Source organism: Campylobacter sp. S4:11 (genome assembly GCF_024723695.1).
Taxonomy (GTDB): Bacteria; Campylobacterota; Campylobacteria; order Campylobacterales; family Campylobacteraceae; genus Campylobacter_D; species Campylobacter_D jejuni_C.
On record NZ_JANQDC010000007.1, the window covers coordinates 74,356 to 92,447 of the forward strand.

Here is an 18,092-nt window from a genome sequence, read left to right on the forward strand (position 1 = left end):
GTTGTTCCTTAAATATAGAAATATCATTAAAGATTTTAAAATATTTATTGTTAAGAATAGATAAAAAAATAATAATTTTTTAAACAAATATACGAAGTATTTACAATTTAATGTTAATAGGATAATTTTACTCTAAAATAAGCAAGTATTACACTTGCTTATTGTTTAATAATGATAATCTCACCATCTTTAGAATCTATAATAATTTCATCATTTTCATTTAATTCATCAGATAATATCATATCACTTAATTTATCTTCTACCATGTCATACAAAGCTCTTTTTAATGGTCTTGCGCCAAAATCCACATCAAAACCAACCTTTGCTATTAAACTTGTAGCATTATCACTTAAACTTGCTTTAATACCCCTATTTTGAAGACTTTTTTGCAAGGCATTAAAAAGTAATTTAACTATTTTTTCAGCTTCACTTTCTCCTAAAGGATTAAAAGTAATAATATCATCTAAACGATTTAAAAACTCAGGTCTAAAAAAGTTTCTAAGAGCTTCTTTAATAGCCTTTTCTTTTTCTTCGCCCTTTAACTCCATAATAAAATTTGCACCTATATTAGAAGTTAAGATAATGATAGTATTAGTAAAATCAACCGTTACACCTTTACTATCTGTAGCTCTACCATCATCTAAAATTCCCAAAAGTATATTAAATACATCTTTATGGGCTTTTTCTACTTCATCAAATAAAATCACACTATAAGGCTTTCTTCTAACAGCTTCAGTTAATTCCCCACCTTCTTCATGCCCTATATATCCTGGAGGTGCGCCTAAAAGTCTTGATACACTGTGTTTTTCCATAAATTCACTCATGTCAAAACGCACCATAGCTTTTTCATCATCAAATAAAAATTTAGCCAAAACCTTAGCACTTTCTGTCTTACCTACTCCAGTTGGCCCTAAAAACAAAAAGCTTCCTATAGGCTTGGTTGCTTGATTAAGCCCTGCTTTATTACGCTTAATAGCTTTAGCCAAAGCACTCAAAGCCTCATCTTGTCCTACGACGCTTTCTTGTAAATACTCTTGAATGTGTAAATATTTTTGCTTTTCAGAAGTAAGCATTTTTTGCACGCTAATACCTGTCCATTTACTTAAAATACCAGCTACTAAATCCTCATCTACTTGGTTTTTAAGCAAAACTCCTTCTTGGGTCATTTGTTTCCATTTTTCTTCTAATTTTAATACCTCTTTTTCGCACTCTAAAATTTTGCCATATTCTATTTCAGCAGCCTTTTGGAAATCTCCTTTATTTTTAGCTAAAATAGCTTCATTTTTTAAAGTATCAATTTCTTTTTTCTTTGCACTTATACCATTAAATACTGCTTTTTCATTTTCAAATTTAGCATTAAGTTTGATTTGCTCTTCTTTTAAATTTGCTAATTCTTTTTTAATCTCTTCCAATCTTTTTTCATTAGCTTCATTTTCTTCCATTTTTAAAGCTTCATTTTCCACTTCCAAGCTTTCAATTTGTTTTCTAACCTTTCTTAAAGAATTTGGCTCACTTTCTATTTGCATTTTTAATTCTGCTGCAGCCTCATCAATTAAATCAATCGCCTTATCAGGTAAAAATCTATTAGCTATATAACGCTTAGATAGTTTTGCAGCTGCTACTAAGGCACTATCATTAATAGTTACATTATGATGAATTTCTAATTTTTCTTTTATACCTCTTAGCATTGCTAAAGCTTCATTTACACTAGGTTCAGCTACATTTACAGGTTGAAATCTTCTTTGCAAGGCCGCGTCTTTTTCAAAATATTTTCTATATTCTTTTAAGGTTGTAGCACCTATAGTATGAAGTTCACCTCTTGCTAAAGCAGGTTTTAAAATATTTGCTGCATCCATACTCCCTTCATTTGCACCCGCACCTACAATGGTGTGAATTTCATCTATAAATAAAATTATATTTTTATGTTTTATTACTTCATTTACAACAGCTTTTAATCTATCTTCAAATTCACCTCTGTATTTTGCCCCTGCTATTAAAGCACTCATATCCAAAGCTATGACTTTTTTATTTTGCAATGAAGTAGGAACATCTTTTTTTACTATTCTTTGTGCTAAGGCTTCTACTACAGCAGTTTTTCCTACCCCTGGCTCGCCTAATAAAATAGGATTATTTTTAGTTTTTCTGATTAAAATTTGCATTAATCTTTGAATTTCTTCCTCCCTACCTATAACAGGATCAAGTTCATTGTTTTTGGCTTTCATAGTCAAATCAATACCAAATTTAGACAAAGAATCAAGTGTTTCATCGCTTGTTTTAGTTTCTATTTTAACTCCTGCTCTAATGAATTCTAATTCTTTTTTAAACTCATTTAAATCTACAAATTTAGATAAAAGTTCTTTAATAACCCCGCTCGTACTTTCTGAAACAAGCCATATATCCACAGCTAAATAACTATCTTTATTTTCTAAAGCTAAGCCTTTTGCTTTTTCTAAAGAATTAATAAATTCATTTGAAAATTTAATATTATCTTTATTTACATTTGAGCTAGTAGGAAAAGATGAAATTTTACTTTTTACTTCTAATTCAAATGCCTCTTTAGAAACATTTAATTTATTAAAAACTTGATTAAGCAAACTTGAACTATCAACACTTAAAGCCCATAATAAATGCAAAGGTTTTATTTCACTATTTTTAGAATGAATGGCCAAAGAAATCGCACTTTCTATATTTGAAAGCATAGAGTCTGTTAAAAAATCTTGTATATTTGCCATTTTTACTCCTTTTTTACTTTTATATGAGATGTATTATATAACTTTAGTCTATTATTGTCAAGTTTATTTAGTTATATTTATAAATAATTTTTTATATATACACACTAATATCATAAAAATATTTACTTTATTTACGATTTTTTAAGCAAAAATAACTAAAATTAGATAATTATTTTATGAATTCATATTTATTTTGGAGTTTTTCCTTTGAAGACAAAAAGAAATCTTATTATCGCAGCTAGCATTTGTAGTTTAGTAACCGCTTCTTTTATTTTTACTAATTTACAAGCTAAAAATCCCGCTCCTAGTGAAGCAGAAAAGAAAATAGAAGCTTTATCTAAACTCACAAGAACAATGTCCATTATAGAACAATATTATGTTGATGATGTTAATTATACAGATTTAGTTGATAAATCCATAGCAGGTTTGCTAACAAATTTAGATGCTCACTCTTCTTTCTTAGATGAAAAAGGTTATAAAGAACTTAAAGAGCAAACTAATGGAGAATTTGGTGGACTTGGCTTTACTATTACGCAAAAAGATGGAGCAATTAGCGTTGTAGCTCCTATAGAAGGAAGTCCAGCAGATAAAGCAGGTATTAAAACCGATGATATTATCTTAAGAATTAATAACGAATCAACCTTAGGTATGACTTTAAATGAAGCTGTTTCTAAAATGCGCGGAGAACCTAAGACAAAGGTCACTCTAACTATCTATAGGAAAGGTGATGCAAAACCATTTGATGTTAATCTAAAAAGAGATATTATCAAAGTAGATAGTGTTTACGCTAAGTTAATTAAAAATGAAAATTTACTTTATTTAAGAGTAACTAATTTTGATAAAAATGTTGTAGATGAGGCTAGTAAAGCGATCAAAAAACATTCCGATGTAAAAGGGATTATACTAGATCTTAGAACTAACCCAGGTGGCATTTTAAATCAAGCCGTAGGCTTAGTAAATCTTTTTGTAGACAAAGGAGTCATTGTTTCACAAAAAGGTAAAATAGAGAGTGAGAATGTAGAATTTAAAGCAAATCCTAGTAAAAAAATCACAAACGCACCTTTAGTAGTACTTGTAAATGGTGGCAGCGCGAGTGCAAGTGAGATTGTAAGTGGAGCTTTGCAAGATTTTAAACGTGCTATTATCATAGGTGAAAAAACTTTTGGAAAGGGTAGTGTACAACTTATATTACCTATGGATGAAAAAGGTAAAGAAGGCTTAAGACTTACTATAGCAAAATATTATTTACCAAGTGGTAGAACCATACAAGCTGTCGGGGTTAGTCCTGATATAGAAGTATTCCCAGGAAAAGTAAGTAAAGAAGAAAACCATGGCTTTGAAATCAAAGAAAGTGACCTAAAAAAACACTTACAAGCTGAACTTGACAAAATCGGACATCAAGAAAAGAAAAAAGATAATAAAGAAGATAAAAATATCATCACCAAAGAACAAATTGATAATGATATACAGTTAAAAACAGCAATTGATGCAATCAAAATTTTAAACATCACAAAAGGAGAGTAAAATGGCAACAAAACTAGATCTTTTATACGAGGGAAAAGGTAAAAAAATGTTTAAAACTGATGATGAGAATTTACTCATCACAGAATTTAAAGATGATTTAACTGCTTTTAATGCAGAAAAAAAAGGTAACGAAGCAGGAAAAGGTGCATTAAACTGCAAAATTAGTACTGAAATTTTTCATCTTTTAGAAAAAGAAGGTATTAAAACACATTTAATAGAAACCATCAGCGATAAAGAGCAAATTGTTAAAAAATGCAATATTATACCTATTGAAGTTATTACTAGAAATGTAGCTACAGGATCTTTAACAAAAAGATTAGGCATTAAAGAAGGCACGATTTTACCTTTTGCTGTAGTTGAGTTTTGTTATAAAAATGATGATTTGGGTGATCCTATCATCAACGATGAACATTGTTTGGTTTTAAATTTAGTAAAAAGTGAAAAAGATTTAGAGCTAATCAAAAAAACTGCAAGACATATTAATTCTATCTTAGTTAAATTCTTTGAATCTAAAGGATTGAGACTGATTGATTTTAAATTAGAATTTGGTATTGATAGTGAAGGAAATATGATACTAGCTGATGAAATTAGCCCTGATAGTTGTAGATTTTGGGATAGCAAAACTAATGAAAAATTAGACAAAGACCGCTTTAGACAAGACTTAGGTAATGTAAAAATGGCCTATGAAGAAGTATTAAAAAGAATTTTAAGTTAGGAAAAATAATGAAAGTAACTGTAAATATCACACTCAAAAATGGAGTTTTAGATCCTCAAGGCAAAGCCATAGAAAAAGCTTTGCATTCTTTAGATTTTAATAACATAGCAAATGTTAAAACCTCAAAACAAATTAGTTTTGATATAGCTTGCGATGATAAAGAAGAAGCTTTAAAACAAGTTGATTTAATGTGTAAAGAATTACTTGCAAATACTGTGATAGAAGATTATGAGATAATATTATGAAAGTAGCTATTATTCGTTTTCCTGGAACTAACTGTGAGTTTGATACAGCTTATGCTTTTGAAAAACTAGGCGTAAAAACTGAAATCATTTGGCATGAAAGACAAGATTTTAGTGCAGATTTAATCGTTTTACCAGGTGGTTTTTCTTATGGAGATTATTTAAGATGTGCAGCTATTGCAAAACTTGCTCCTGCTATGAAAACACTTAAAGAACATGCGCAAAAAGGTGGATATGTCCTAGGTATTTGCAATGGTTTCCAAATTTTATTAGAACTTGGTCTTTTAAAGGGAGCTATGAAACACAATAATAGCTTAAGTTTTATTTCTAAAATGCAAGCATTACAAGTAGTATCAAACAATAATGTTTTTTTGAAAAATTTTCATAAAAATGACATTATAGAATTACCTATTGCTCATGGAGAGGGAAATTATTTCAATAGCGAAGATGGTATTAAAATACTAGAAGATAAAGATATGATCTTGTTAAGATATATCAATAATCCAAATGGCTCTTTAAACGATATAGCTGGAATTTGTGATGAAAATAAAAAAGTTTTTGGACTTATGCCTCACCCTGAAAGAATGTGTGATGATATACTTGGATCAAAAGTAGGACTTAAAATGTTTGAAGGATTTTTAAATTGCTAAAAACCTTCAAAGTTTTTTGTATTTTTTTACTAGCACTTAATTTATATGCTCAAGAAAACAGTGTTTTTGAAGATTACAACACCTTAGAAAAAAATTACAATCAATTAGACGATCAAGCTAAGCAAATTTATCAAACTATCGCCCCAAGCGATGAGAGTAATTATGAAAGTAAAATCAATGATGAAAATTTTATTCCTCAAAGTTCTTTGGTATTAAATGCAAAAGAATACACTGATGAAGCTTACATAGATGAAGCTTTTGCTATAGATCTTGAGGTTATCACCACAACTAATGTAAGTTTTGATTTAAATGTGAGTTTTGAAAAAAATGATGATATGCTTTGGATCAATCCTAATCCTATTTGGGAGCAAAAGGCTAATTCATATCATACAAAATTATGGTTTGAAGCTAAAAGTTTAAATGCCAATTTAAACAAAATCATCGTTTCATTAAGCAGAAATGATCATATTTTTCAAAGCTCATCACTAATTATAAAACCTATTAGACTTAAAAAAATCGACGCTCCTTCTAATAAATACTCACACATAGTTGCAAGTAATTTAGAGGTTAAACAAGTAAAGGCAAGTCATTTTGATAATGATAATATGATTTTATTTATAGAACTTGCAGGAGAAAACACAAACCTAGCAAGTTTTAACATAAAAGATATTCAAAAACAAGGTGTAGAAGCTATTAAAGGCGATTTTGAAAAACAAAGTGGATTTTATTATGCTATTTTAGATAAAAGCAAAACACGTTTTGATTTTTCTTATTTTAATTTAAATTCTAAAGAACTAAAAGATTTTTCCTTAAAAATAGAACTTAAAGAAGATAGTATAAGCACACAAAGTGATTTAAATCCAAAGACTAATGATTTTAATTTTTACAAACAAGTATTTTTATGGAGCTTGTGTGGTATTTTTGCTTTATGGTTTGTATTTAAAAAAAGCTATGTAGCTTTAGGTTTAGCAATTTTGGCTCTAATAGCAAGTTTTTTAGCTCAAAACAACATATATAAAGCTATATTAAAAGCTGAAAGTAAAGTGCAAATTTTACCAACTCTAAACTCAACTCATTTTTATTCTGGAAAATACAAACAAGAAGTAGAAGTGTTAGATTCAAGAGAAGAATATAGAAAGATTTTATTTAGTAATGGAAAAATAGGCTGGGTGAAAAGTGAAGATTTATCAAAGATTTAAAGCTTTAATATTTTGGATTGAATTTATTTTATCTATTATATTTTTATGTATTGCCTTTTTATTATTACAATCACAAGAAAAAATTTGGAAAATCAGGAAAGTATGGTCAAAATTACAAAAATATGTAATAAATTATAAAATTCAAACTCAGGGCTCTATACATCCTCAAGCTAATTTACTTTTAATTAACCATCAAAGTTTATTAGACATAGTTGTTTTGGAAGATTTATGCCCAAAAAATATATCTTGGATAGCCAAAAAAGAACTTGGCGAACTCCCCGTTTTTAAAACTTTGATTAAAAAACCTAAAATTATTTGTATAGATAGAAGCCCAAAAGGTCTAGTAAAACTTTTAAAAGAAGCTAAAGAAAGACTAAAAGAAGATAGAGTCTTAGCTATTTTTCCAGAAGGTACAAGATCTAAAACACAAAAACTTTTAAAATTTAAAGTCGGAGCTAAAATTTTAAGTGAGAAACTTAAGCTAAAAGTCCAACCTGTGGTAATTGTTGATTCAGCTAAAATTTTAGACACCCAGAAATTTAGTGCAAATAGCGGTGTTTTAAAAGTAATATTTCTTGATCTTGTTGATACAAGTAAAAATGATTGGCTTGAGCAAACTAGAGAAAAAATGCAAACAATCTTAGATAGCGAAAGGGCACAAGCTTGATTAGTACGATTTTAGCTGTAGGTTTTGGTGGCTTTTTAGGAGCTATATCTAGAATGCTTACTAGTAGCTTTTTTAATAAAATCATTCCACATGATTTTCCTTATGGTACTTTACTTGTTAATATCATAGGATCTTTTTTAATGGGCTTGTTTTTTTCTTATGCAAACTTTAAAGGTGTGCATATTTTTACTAAAAGTTTAATTAGCACGGGTTTTTTAAGTGCTTTTACGACTTTTTCAACTTTTTCTTATGAAAATTTGCTATTTTTGCAAAGTGGTGATTATTTTCACTTTTTTCTAAATATTATTTTAAATGTTATCCTTTGTCTTTTGGCAGTATGGATTGGTTTTTTAATTTTTAAATAAAGGAGATATAAATGCAATTTCAAACTGAAGTTAATCAACTTTTACAACTTATGATTCATTCTTTGTATTCAAACAAAGAAATTTTTTTAAGAGAGCTTATTTCTAATGCAAGCGACGCACTTGATAAACTTAGTTATTTAAGCGTGAGTGATGATGCTTATAAAAATCTAAAATTTGAACCAAAAATTCAAATCAACTTCAATCAAGAAGCAAAAACCCTAACCATAAGCGATAATGGTATAGGTATGAATAAAGAAGATTTAATCAATCACCTTGGAACCATTGCTAAAAGCGGTACAAAAAGCTTTTTAGAAAATTTAAGCGGAGATGCTAAAAAAGACTCTCAGCTTATAGGACAATTTGGTGTAGGCTTTTACTCTGCTTTTATGGTAGCTTCTAAAATAGAAGTATTAAGCAAAAAAGCATTAGATAATAAAGCTTATCTTTGGACTTCTGATGCTAGTGGTTATGAAATAGAAGATGCAAATAAAGATGAGCAAGGCACTTGTATAACCTTGCATTTAAAAGATGAAGAATTTTTAAACTCATACCGTATTGAAAGCATAGTAGAAAAATACTCAAATCACATACAATTTCCTATTTTTATGGAAAAAGAAGAATATTTACCATTAGAAGAAGGCGAAAAAGAACCTAAAAGAGAATTAAAAAATACTCAAATTAATACAGCAAGTGCTTTATGGAGACAAAATAAAGCAAGTTTAAAAGCTGAAGATTATGAAAGATTTTATGAGCAAAACTTTCATGACTCAAATAAACCTATGCTTTATATCCACACAAAAGCTGAAGGTTCTATAGAGTATAATTCTTTATTCTTTATACCCGCACAAGCTCCATTTGATTTATATAGAGTAGATTATAAAAGTGGTTTAAAACTTTATGTAAAAAGAGTTTTTATAAGTGATGATGATAAAGAATTATTACCAACTTATTTAAGATTTGTACGCGGGATTATTGATGTAGAAGATTTACCGCTTAATGTAAGTCGTGAAATCTTACAAGAAAATAAAATCTTAAAAAGCGTTCAAGAAGCAAGTGTTAAAAAAATCCTAGCAGAACTTAAAAAATTCAAAGAAAAAGATAAAGAAAACTATCTTAAATTTCATGAGAATTTTGGAAAAGTTTTAAAAGAAGGTTTATATGGTTTTGGCGAAAATAAAGACGCTATAGCTAAGCTTTTATACTTTAAAAACTCAAATAAAGAAGAATTAATTGATCTTGAAGAGTATAAACAAAACCTAGCTGAAGGTCAAAATGAAATTTTTTATATTAGTGGAAAAAATGAAAAATTATTAAGAAATTCTCCACTTCTTGAAAGCTATAAACAAAAAAATATCAATGTTTTATTACTTGATGAGGAAATTGATACCATAGTTATGCCTATGATGAATGAATTTGAAGGCTTAAAATTTAGTGCTATTAACCATCTAGCTAGCGAAGAAACTAGCGAAGAACAAAAGGCTGAATTTGCAAGCTTACTCATCAAAATAAAAGAAGTTTTAAAAGATGAAGTTGAAGAGGTAAAACTTAGCCAAAGACTTTCAAATAGTCCAAGTTGTATTGTTTATGATCAAAATAAACCTGATTTTGCTATGCAACAAATTCTTAAACAAATGGGGCAAGAACAGCAAGTTAAACCTATACTTGAAATCAATCCTAATCATGAAATTTTAAAAGCCTTAAAAGAGAATGATACCTTAGCTAATGAAATGGCACATATTCTTTTAAATATGGCTAAACTTAGCGAAGGTATGGGTATAGACAACCCTAGCGAATTCAACAATGCCTTAAGCAAAATCGTTTCCAAGGCTTTAGAAAAATGAAAAATATAGCTATTTCTAAAGATATTTTGCACGAGTTTTGCATTATAGATGTAAGAACCCCAAGCGAATGGAAAAGCGGGGTTATAAAAGAAGCTATACTCATCGCACTTTGCGATGATAATGGCTTTATGAATGAAAATTTCATCCAAGAGTTTAAAGAAAAAGCAGATTATCAAAATAAAAACATAGCCTTTGTATGTGCTACAGGCTCAAGAAGCAAACATACTGCTATGATGATAGAAGATACCCTAGGTATAGAATGCACTAATCTAGACGGTGGCATGGTAGCACTTTTATCGCAAGGTTATGAAGCTACAAAAAAAGAAGGTTGATTATGAAAAAAATATTTTTATCTTTAGCACTTTGTGTTAGTTTTGTTTTAGCAGAAGTTAAAAATATCGATATTAATGCGGATATTTTGGAAAATTATCAAGTAATTGATGTAAGAAAACCTAGCGAATGGGCACAAACTGGCATAATAAAAAATGCCATTAAAATTAGCTTTTATAATGAAGATGGCGGTATTAATAAAAATTTCGTCGAGGAAATTAAAAAGATTTCAAGTAAAAAACCTATTGCTATAGTTTGTAGAAGTGGAGCAAGAAGTGCTAAAGCTTCTGCTTTATTAGATCAAAATGGTATAGAAGTTACTAATTTAAAAGGCGGTATGAACGCACTTTTATCACAAGGCTATGAAACCTCAAAGTAAGTCTAACTAGACTTACTTTTTCTTTGGTCTAAATACAGAAATTACTTCTTCATTATTTTCAATATAAGCTCCGCCTATTAAATCCACACAATAAGGTATAGCAGGAAATATAGGTTCAATACATTCTCTTATAGCTTTTGGATTACCCGGTAAGTTAATAATCAATGATTTTCCTTTTATACCTGCGCTTTGTCTTGAAAGTATAGCCGTTGGCACATATTCTAAGCTTTTTGCACGCATTAGCTCTCCAAAACCTGGAAGCATTTTATCACACACTGCTTGTGTTGCTTCTGGTGTCACATCACGCAAAGCAGGCCCTGTACCTCCTGTAGTAAAAATCAAATCACATTTTACTTCATCAGCTAAATAAGCTAATTTTTCTATGATTAAATCATACTCATCAGGAATTAGCTCATAATAAAAGCTTTTTTCATTTTTTATATAAGAATCTAAAATTTTTTCTATCTCTACTCCAGATTTATCTTCATAAACTCCACTACTTGCTCTATCTGAAAGCACTAAAATTCCTATTTTTACCATTTTAACTCCATTATGATTTTTTCTACATCTTGTTTTTCTATTTTTTCATTTTCCAAAAGAATACTAGCTAATCTCACTACTTTTTCTTTCATTAATTCTAAAAATTCTTTCACTTCATGCTTTTGCTCTTGCAATAAACCCTCATTTGCCATAGCAAAAGTTTCCATAAAAGCGAGTAATTCTTTAACTTTTAAAAGATCGCTTTGTGCATTAGTGTAACTTTCATTAAAAATAAGCTCCATAGCAACCGAACCTGCTAAAAAAACTTTTATTTTGTTCAATAATTCTGATTTTGATTTGATGGTATTTTCATACTCTTTAAATCTATCTTCTATTAGGGTAATTTTTTCAAATTTAACGTCAAAATAAAAAGCACACAAAGCTTTAGCTGCTTGATATGTGGCTTGAATTTTTCTTTCCTTATCACTCAATGAGAAAATCTTTTTTTTACCCATTAAAACTTTATTCAATACCGCAAAAAAATCATTTTCTTCTATTAAATCTGATTTTCTTCTTATGGCATTAATGGCCGCCTCGTTAACCAAAGTTTCTAAGGCTGCTCCGCTAAAACCCACGCTAGCTTTTGCGATTTTTTCTAAATCTACACTAGATTTTTTTTCTTTCATATAATTTTGTAAAATATACATTCTATCTTTAAAATCAGGTAATGATATAAAAATTCTTCTATCAAAACGCCCCGATCTTAATAGTGCGTTATCCATAAGATCGATTTTATTTGTAGCAGCCATTACTATAACACCGCTATTATCTTCAAATCCATCCATTTGAGTTAAAAGCTGATTTAGAGTATTATCTCTTTCTACATTAGAAAAATCCCCCCTGCTTTTACCAACTGCATCAATTTCATCTATAAAAATAATACTTGGAGCTTTTGATTTAGCTTTTAAAAAAAGTTCTCTAACTCTTTTTGCACCCATACCTACATAAATTTCTACAAAGCTAGCCCCGCTTTGATAAAAAAATGGTACCCCAGCCTCGCCTGCTACAGCTTTTGCTATCAAAGTTTTACCCACTCCAGGAGGACCTACCAGTAAAACCCCTTTTGGCATTTTCACACCAAAATCTTTATATTTTTGTGGATTTTTTAAAAAATCAACGATTTCCAAAAGCTCTACCTTAGCCTCATCAACCCCTGCTACATCTTTAAATTTAACTTCACTTACTACATCTTGTATGGTGTTATTTTGTTCATTTTTTTCTAAAATATTTTTTTCTAAAGAAAATAAATTTTGTCTATCTTTGTTTTTTTTATTAAGAAAGAGTAAAAAACTTATAAGAAAAGCAAGTAAAATAAATATCAAAAAAAACTCGCTTAAATTATAATCTTTAGCATATTCTAAAGGAATTTTTTGCCACAAAGCATTTAAATCCACTACATCTTTAGCGATTAAAAAATTTCCTTCTTTGCTTTTTAATAATATTTCATTATTTTCTATTATAGCTTTTTGGATTAAATTTTGTTCTAAAAGCTCTTCATAAGCAGCCTTGCTAATATAATCAGGTTGATTTTTTATAAATGCAACTACTACAAAAACACAAAGCAATAAAAATGAAGCTAAGATAATCTTTTTATTTTTCATTCTCTAACCTTACATAGTTACAATCTTCTTTGCATTCATACTTTTCAATGCTTATCCATTGTTTAGCAATATCTTCTTTGCTTGTAATTTTGATTTTATTAAAAAATTGATCATAGCCTTCATAAAAACCATCTTTTTTACTTTCTACTAAAATTTCTAAAGTATCTTTTTGATTTTTTCTAAACTCATAATTATTTTGTGCGACTATATCTTTTAAAATATTTAATCTTTCTTTGGCTATTTCACCATTAATTCGCTCACTCATAGAAGCAGAATGTGTTCCATCACGTGGTGAGAAAATAAAAGCATGAATATGCGTAAGTTTAAACTGTTTGAAATTTTCTAAAGCTTCTTGCCATATTAACTCACTTTCTCCAGGGTGTGCTACGATAAAGTCTGTCCCTAAAGCAAAACCTTTTTGACTTAACTCATTAAACAATGCTAAATCATTTTGTGTATGTGATCTTCTACGCATTATGCGTAGCATTTTTTCATGAGTGTGCTGCAGGGCAATATGCAAATGCTTTTCAAGCCAAGGTTCATCTAAAATTTCTTTAAAACTCTCATCAATTTGAGCAGGCTCCAAACTCCCAAGCCTTACTCTTTTTATACCACTAATCTTACCTATTTCTTGTAATAATTTTCCAAGCGTAGTTTTATCTTTTAAACCATAACTTCCTATATTAGTACCCGTTAAAACTACTTCACTATAGCCATTTTGAGCCAAAAGTTTGATTTGTTTTATTATTTCCTCACTTAGCACGCTTCTTGATTTACCCCTAACACTTGGGATTATACAATAACTACAAGCAAAGTCACATCCTTCTTGAATTTTCACAAAAGCTTTAGTGTGATTTTCATAATTACTTACGATTTTTGTATCGATAAAGTGCAAATTTCCAAGCTCATAAAAAGCTTTATCTTGCGAGATTAACTCATTAATTTTATCTTTATTAGAAGCTCCTAAAACTCCAAAAATTTCTTTCTTATCAAAAAAATCCTTTCCCTTACTCACAGCACCACAACCTGTAAGTATAACCTTAACTCCATTTTTTTTTACACCATTAATATAACTTCTAAGCCCACTATCAGCACCATTTGTAACCGTACAAGAATTTATCACTATTACATCAGCTTCTTGCTCGTTTTGTGTAATATCATGGTCTTTAATATAAGTTTTTAATAATTGCGTATCATAAATATTAGTTCTACAACCAAAAGTTTTAAAATATACCTTTTTTTTCAAACATCTTCCTTGTTTTCTATAAATTCATGTTTTGCCATATATAAATTTTGCGATGGATAAGCTATTTTTATATCATCATGTTTGTTAAATTCATTGATAATCTCTTTACTTATATTACTTCTTAAAACCAAGGCCGCATAAGAATTTGTCATATACCAAGCAGAAATTCTCATACCATAACCTTCTAAAAATGTAAAAAACCTAGGCTCAACCTTAGGATTTCTAATACTATATTCATTTCTTAATTTACTCATAGATTCTTTTGCTAATTTTGTATAGCCTTTAGAAGCTTTTGTGATAATTTCTTCTACTATCTCTAAAGCTTTTTGGTGGTTTGAATCAAAAGTCAAAGTAATATCAAGTCCATCCCAAACTGTCTTCATACCATGATGAGTATAATTTGATATAAGATTAGTAAAAATGAAATTATTTGGGATAAAAATTATTCTACCACTTCTTCTATTATCTGTATAAGTTAGCAAAGAAATATCTTCATATAAAGTTATTCTTAAAAATGAAATATCAATTATATCACCAATATAATGCGTGTTATTTTGAAAAACTCTAACTCTATCACCTACTCTAAAACTCCCACCAAAAACTATCACGCACCAACCAAGCATAGACATAAACATATCTTTCATAGCAATAGCCAAACCAGCAGAAGCAAAACCAAGCACGGTCACTAAATAACTAATATTTTCAATATATCCAAAAAGCAAAATTAAAACAATTACATTAATATTAATAAAATTGATAATTTTATTTGCCGTATAAAAGCGATCATTATCACCTATATATTTTCTAGCTATAAATTTAAGTAAAAACGCTATAGCTATAACTATAATAATAGCCAAAACTATATTAAAAGCTCTCACGCCTTGAATTTTAATAGAAGCAGTTGTTTTTTCAATTTCTTCTTGAATTTTTTTCTCATATACAGAATAAGAAATTTCTCCAAAACGCAAGGTCTGTGAAAAATCCCTTACCATTTGATTAGAAGCTTTTAAGTACTCATCATATTCTTTACTAGGAGCTAATTTAGCTATCTCAGTTACCAAAACATTTTCTTTTATAAGCTCATCTAAAGTTTGCTTGAAACTATTTAAAATATTGATATATTCTTCCTTGTCACGTCTTAGTTTTTTTATATGTGAATACGCTGAAATGATAGCTAAAGGATTGGTAAGTTTATCTATTTTGTCAACTTCTTCAGGCGCTAAAACCATTTTAGAAAAATTAGCACTCTTATACTCACTTAAAAGCTCTAATCTTTCTTTTAAAATCAAAATTTGTCTTTCTATAATACTTTTATTGCGCTCATTAGCCTTTAAACTTTCTTTTTCTAAAGCTAAAATTTCATCTTGGGTTTTTTTATAAATATTAAAATTATTATATTTAATCACCCAGGTATTGTATGCTAAATTATTATGCAATTCATTTAATTTTTGCTCTAAATGTTTTACATCATCTTGTGCTAAAAGCACTATAAAAGATAAAAATAAAAGCAAAAAAATCTTTTTCATGCAAACACCTCTAAAGTGCGTAAAATATCTTCTTTGATTATATCGTTTTTTATACAAGCTTTTCCCAGACCACAAGCTAAAATGAAATTAATCTTTTCAAAATGTGTTTTTTTATCTAAAAAAAAGGCATTATAAAATTCTTCTATATTTGGAATTTTATAAGATATAGGTAATTTAAATTTCATAAGTAAATTTTGCACTCTTTGGCATTCTTGCTCACTTAATAACCCCAAATTTAATGCTAAAATATTTGCCATGTTCATACCTATAGCCACAGCTTCACCATGTAAGTACTTTTTATATCCTGTTTGATTTTCTATAACATGAGCAAAAGTATGACCATAGTTCAAAAGCATTCTTAAACCACTTTCTTTTTCATCTTGTGAAACCACATTAGCTTTAAGTTCTATACTTTTTTGGATGATTTGAGCTAAAATAATATCATCTAATTTAGTATTTAAAAATTTATCCTCGTCTAAACTTTCCAAAAAAGGTAAAATTTCCTTATCAAAAACCACAGCCATTTTAATAAATTCAGCCATACCCGCAGCTAGTTCTCTCGAAGGTAAAGTTTTTAAAAACTTACTCTCGCAATACACTGCTTTTGGTTGATAAAAAGTACCTATTAAGTTTTTGCCAAATTTATTATTCACTCCGGTTTTACCACCCACACTTGCATCCACGCAAGCTAGTAAAGTTGTAGGGATATTGATAAATTCTATCCCTCTTTGGTATATGCTTGCTACAAAACCACCCATATCAGAGATCACCCCTCCACCAAAGCTTATAAGCAAGCTTTTTCTATCTAGTTTATATGCACACATCTGATCTAAGATATATTCTATAGTTTGTAAATTTTTATACTCTTCACCATCTTTAATTTTTATGATAAAAAGTTCTTTAGCTTTAATTTTTTCTAAAAGCATACCTAAATGTAATTTTGCTACTAATTCATTAGTCAAAATCACTACTTTAGTATCAAAATTCAACTTTTCTAACTCATTTATATAGACATTATAACTCGTATTTTTATCTAAATTTACCTTAACTTGCATTATTTTCTCACAGTGATGGTATAAATAATTGATAATTTTTATTCATCTTATAATATATCGTATTTAAATCTGTTTTTAAAATTTTATTGAAATTACTACCTAAAATTTTTTCATTAAATGGTACAAAATGCAATATATTTTGCTTATAAGAAAAGTTATTAATAGGATTATGTTCATTTTCTTCTATTAAAAGTAATTTTTCATCATGAAGTTTTGAAAGACTTTCGAAGTATTGGCGATATTCAAAAATTTCTGCTTTATTTAATTTTAAAGCATAATAGTATAAAGAAAGTCCTAATTGAATTTGTTTATTAAAATCAAGCATAATTGATGCAATACCTTCCACATCTTCAAAATTTGAACTTAAAACTACCGAAGATTTTAAATCTGCAAAATCACCTCTACCAGCTTTAAGTATTGGAATTTTCAAAGTAAAAAGAAAGTTTTTTTCTTTTTCAAAAAGATAATCTTCAACTATCATCAAGCCTATACTAGTATTTTCCACAAAAGGTTTAGTATTTTTTATATTGGTATTTATAAAATCAAATATTACTTCAATACTATTTTTATGCAAAGCTTTAAGCTTGTAATACATAGGATTTAAAGTAGGATTAATCACTTTAAAATAAAGCTTTTTACTATTAATCCTTATATGCAAAAGCAAGCTTGCAAAAATAAGTTTTTCTATAGCAAATTCACTCATTTTTTTCATATCTATAATACAAAGTATATTGTCTCCAAAAGGCGATGGAAAACGTCCCAAGCTTGTTTTAACATTAGTAAAAACACTTTGCAAAACTTTAGGATCGCCTACGATCAAAATACTATCATTTGGCATCAAAATAAGCCCAGGTCTAGCTAGGATAAATTCATTATTTCTATAAACCATTACAATTTTAAAGCGCTTTTGACTAATAGAGCTTATATGTCTATAAGCAAAGCTTGATCCTGCAGGAATTCTAACCTCCATAATCTCACCTTGCCCAAGTCCTATAAATTGAGCAGTTGATGGCATATTATCCATACAACCTGTTAGCCTTGTGCTTAAAGTATCATAGATGTTAATCACTTCGCAAAAATTATCATCAATATGGCTATTCCATAAATCCATAATAACTATATTTAATCTTGAATGTAATTTTCTTAAATTTTTATAGCAAGCTAGCATATCAGCCTCATCTTGCATATAAATAATAGCTTGATGGAAATTTTCCTTTAGCAAATTTTCTAACTTAACCAAACTTGTAGGATCGAACTTATAAAAAGAAATTTGTTCATTCTCTAAACTTAAATCCACACTTTCATCATTATAATAAACAACACTCAAAGATTCTTTGAAGGTTTTATTACTATGAATTTTCTTCAAAAAATCTTTCGCATAAACTCCATCAGCTAATAATAAAATTTTATTCATTTATACCTCTAAAATACAAAATATAATTATAGCAAAGTTATAGTTTATATTTTAAAGTTTTAAATT

17 protein-coding genes are annotated in these 18,092 nt (G+C 28.6%); 10 read left to right on the forward strand and 7 right to left on the reverse strand.

Annotation, left to right across the window (positions count from 1 at the left end; all coding sequences use genetic code 11):
* Nucleotides 1–158 precede the first annotated feature (158 nt).
* The gene (locus tag CAMP5053_RS03965; protein ID WP_337217316.1) at nt 159–2,732 is read right to left on the reverse strand and encodes an ATP-dependent Clp protease ATP-binding subunit; all 2,574 of its coding nucleotides are present in this window, start codon (nt 2,730–2,732) and stop codon (nt 159–161) included.
* 207 nt (nt 2,733–2,939) lie between these two features.
* Here CAMP5053_RS03965 and CAMP5053_RS03970 point away from each other — a divergent pair, with 207 nt between their 5' ends.
* From CAMP5053_RS03970 to CAMP5053_RS04015, 10 genes are read left to right on the forward strand one after another with little or no spacing between them, the layout of a single operon-like run.
* Nucleotides 2,940–4,256 carry a S41 family peptidase gene (locus CAMP5053_RS03970; protein WP_337217317.1) on the forward strand — a complete coding sequence of 439 codons (1,317 nt, stop codon included), beginning with the start codon at nt 2,940–2,942 and terminating at the stop codon, nt 4,254–4,256.
* Between the two features lies 1 nt (nt 4,257).
* Nucleotides 4,258–4,971 (forward strand): phosphoribosylaminoimidazolesuccinocarboxamide synthase, encoded by a 714-nt coding sequence (gene purC, locus CAMP5053_RS03975; protein ID WP_337217318.1) that lies wholly within the window; start codon nt 4,258–4,260, stop codon nt 4,969–4,971.
* A gap of 8 nt (nt 4,972–4,979) precedes the next feature.
* Nucleotides 4,980–5,216, forward strand: coding sequence for a phosphoribosylformylglycinamidine synthase subunit PurS (gene purS, locus CAMP5053_RS03980; protein WP_039618190.1), 237 nt, complete (start codon nt 4,980–4,982; stop codon nt 5,214–5,216).
* Entirely contained in the window at nt 5,213–5,863 is a 651-nt protein-coding gene (gene purQ, locus CAMP5053_RS03985; RefSeq protein ID WP_337217319.1) for a phosphoribosylformylglycinamidine synthase subunit PurQ, read from the forward strand. The genes purS and purQ overlap by 4 nt, the downstream gene beginning before the upstream one ends.
* A complete protein-coding gene (locus tag CAMP5053_RS03990; RefSeq protein ID WP_337217320.1) occupies nt 5,857–7,062 on the forward strand; it encodes a hypothetical protein in 1,206 nt (401 codons plus the stop codon). The genes purQ and CAMP5053_RS03990 overlap by 7 nt, the downstream gene beginning before the upstream one ends.
* Nucleotides 7,040–7,729, forward strand: coding sequence for a lysophospholipid acyltransferase family protein (locus CAMP5053_RS03995; protein ID WP_087699547.1), 690 nt, complete (start codon nt 7,040–7,042; stop codon nt 7,727–7,729). Before CAMP5053_RS03990 ends, CAMP5053_RS03995 begins: the two co-directional genes overlap by 23 nt.
* On the forward strand, nt 7,726–8,094 hold the full coding sequence (gene crcB / locus CAMP5053_RS04000; protein ID WP_087699545.1) for a fluoride efflux transporter CrcB: 369 nt from the start codon (nt 7,726–7,728) through the stop codon (nt 8,092–8,094). The genes CAMP5053_RS03995 and crcB overlap by 4 nt, the downstream gene beginning before the upstream one ends.
* 11 nt (nt 8,095–8,105) lie before the next feature.
* A complete protein-coding gene (htpG, locus tag CAMP5053_RS04005; protein ID WP_087699542.1) occupies nt 8,106–9,935 on the forward strand; it encodes a molecular chaperone HtpG in 1,830 nt (609 codons plus the stop codon).
* The gene (locus tag CAMP5053_RS04010; RefSeq protein ID WP_214100597.1) at nt 9,932–10,267 is read left to right on the forward strand and encodes a rhodanese-like domain-containing protein; all 336 of its coding nucleotides are present in this window, start codon (nt 9,932–9,934) and stop codon (nt 10,265–10,267) included. The genes htpG and CAMP5053_RS04010 overlap by 4 nt, the downstream gene beginning before the upstream one ends.
* 2 nt (nt 10,268–10,269) lie before the next feature.
* Nucleotides 10,270–10,644: a rhodanese-like domain-containing protein gene (locus CAMP5053_RS04015; RefSeq protein WP_214100598.1), complete on the forward strand. Its 375-nt coding sequence runs from the start codon at nt 10,270–10,272 to the stop codon at nt 10,642–10,644.
* A gap of 12 nt (nt 10,645–10,656) precedes the next feature.
* Here the strand turns inward: CAMP5053_RS04015 and mog are convergent, their stop codons facing one another.
* Genes mog through CAMP5053_RS04045 form a run of 6 tightly spaced genes read right to left on the reverse strand, consistent with a single transcriptional unit; the run spans nt 10,657 to nt 18,026 of the window.
* A complete protein-coding gene (mog, locus tag CAMP5053_RS04020; RefSeq protein ID WP_039618174.1) occupies nt 10,657–11,184 on the reverse strand; it encodes a molybdopterin adenylyltransferase in 528 nt (175 codons plus the stop codon).
* Entirely contained in the window at nt 11,178–12,785 is a 1,608-nt protein-coding gene (locus tag CAMP5053_RS04025; RefSeq protein WP_337217321.1) for an AAA family ATPase, read from the reverse strand. The genes mog and CAMP5053_RS04025 overlap by 7 nt, the downstream gene beginning before the upstream one ends.
* Nucleotides 12,775–14,031 carry a tRNA (N(6)-L-threonylcarbamoyladenosine(37)-C(2))-methylthiotransferase MtaB gene (gene mtaB, locus CAMP5053_RS04030; protein WP_337217322.1) on the reverse strand — a complete coding sequence of 419 codons (1,257 nt, stop codon included), beginning with the start codon at nt 14,029–14,031 and terminating at the stop codon, nt 12,775–12,777. Before mtaB ends, CAMP5053_RS04025 begins: the two co-directional genes overlap by 11 nt.
* The gene (locus CAMP5053_RS04035; RefSeq protein WP_214100601.1) at nt 14,028–15,557 is read right to left on the reverse strand and encodes a mechanosensitive ion channel domain-containing protein; all 1,530 of its coding nucleotides are present in this window, start codon (nt 15,555–15,557) and stop codon (nt 14,028–14,030) included. The genes mtaB and CAMP5053_RS04035 overlap by 4 nt, the downstream gene beginning before the upstream one ends.
* Complete coding sequence (gene aroB, locus CAMP5053_RS04040; RefSeq protein WP_337217323.1) at nt 15,554–16,612, reverse strand: 3-dehydroquinate synthase; 1,059 nt, start codon at nt 16,610–16,612, stop codon at nt 15,554–15,556. The genes CAMP5053_RS04035 and aroB overlap by 4 nt, the downstream gene beginning before the upstream one ends.
* 7 nt (nt 16,613–16,619) lie before the next feature.
* The gene (locus CAMP5053_RS04045) at nt 16,620–18,026 is read right to left on the reverse strand and encodes a COG3400 family protein (RefSeq protein WP_087699528.1); all 1,407 of its coding nucleotides are present in this window, start codon (nt 18,024–18,026) and stop codon (nt 16,620–16,622) included.
* Between the last annotated feature and the right edge of the window lie 66 nt (nt 18,027–18,092).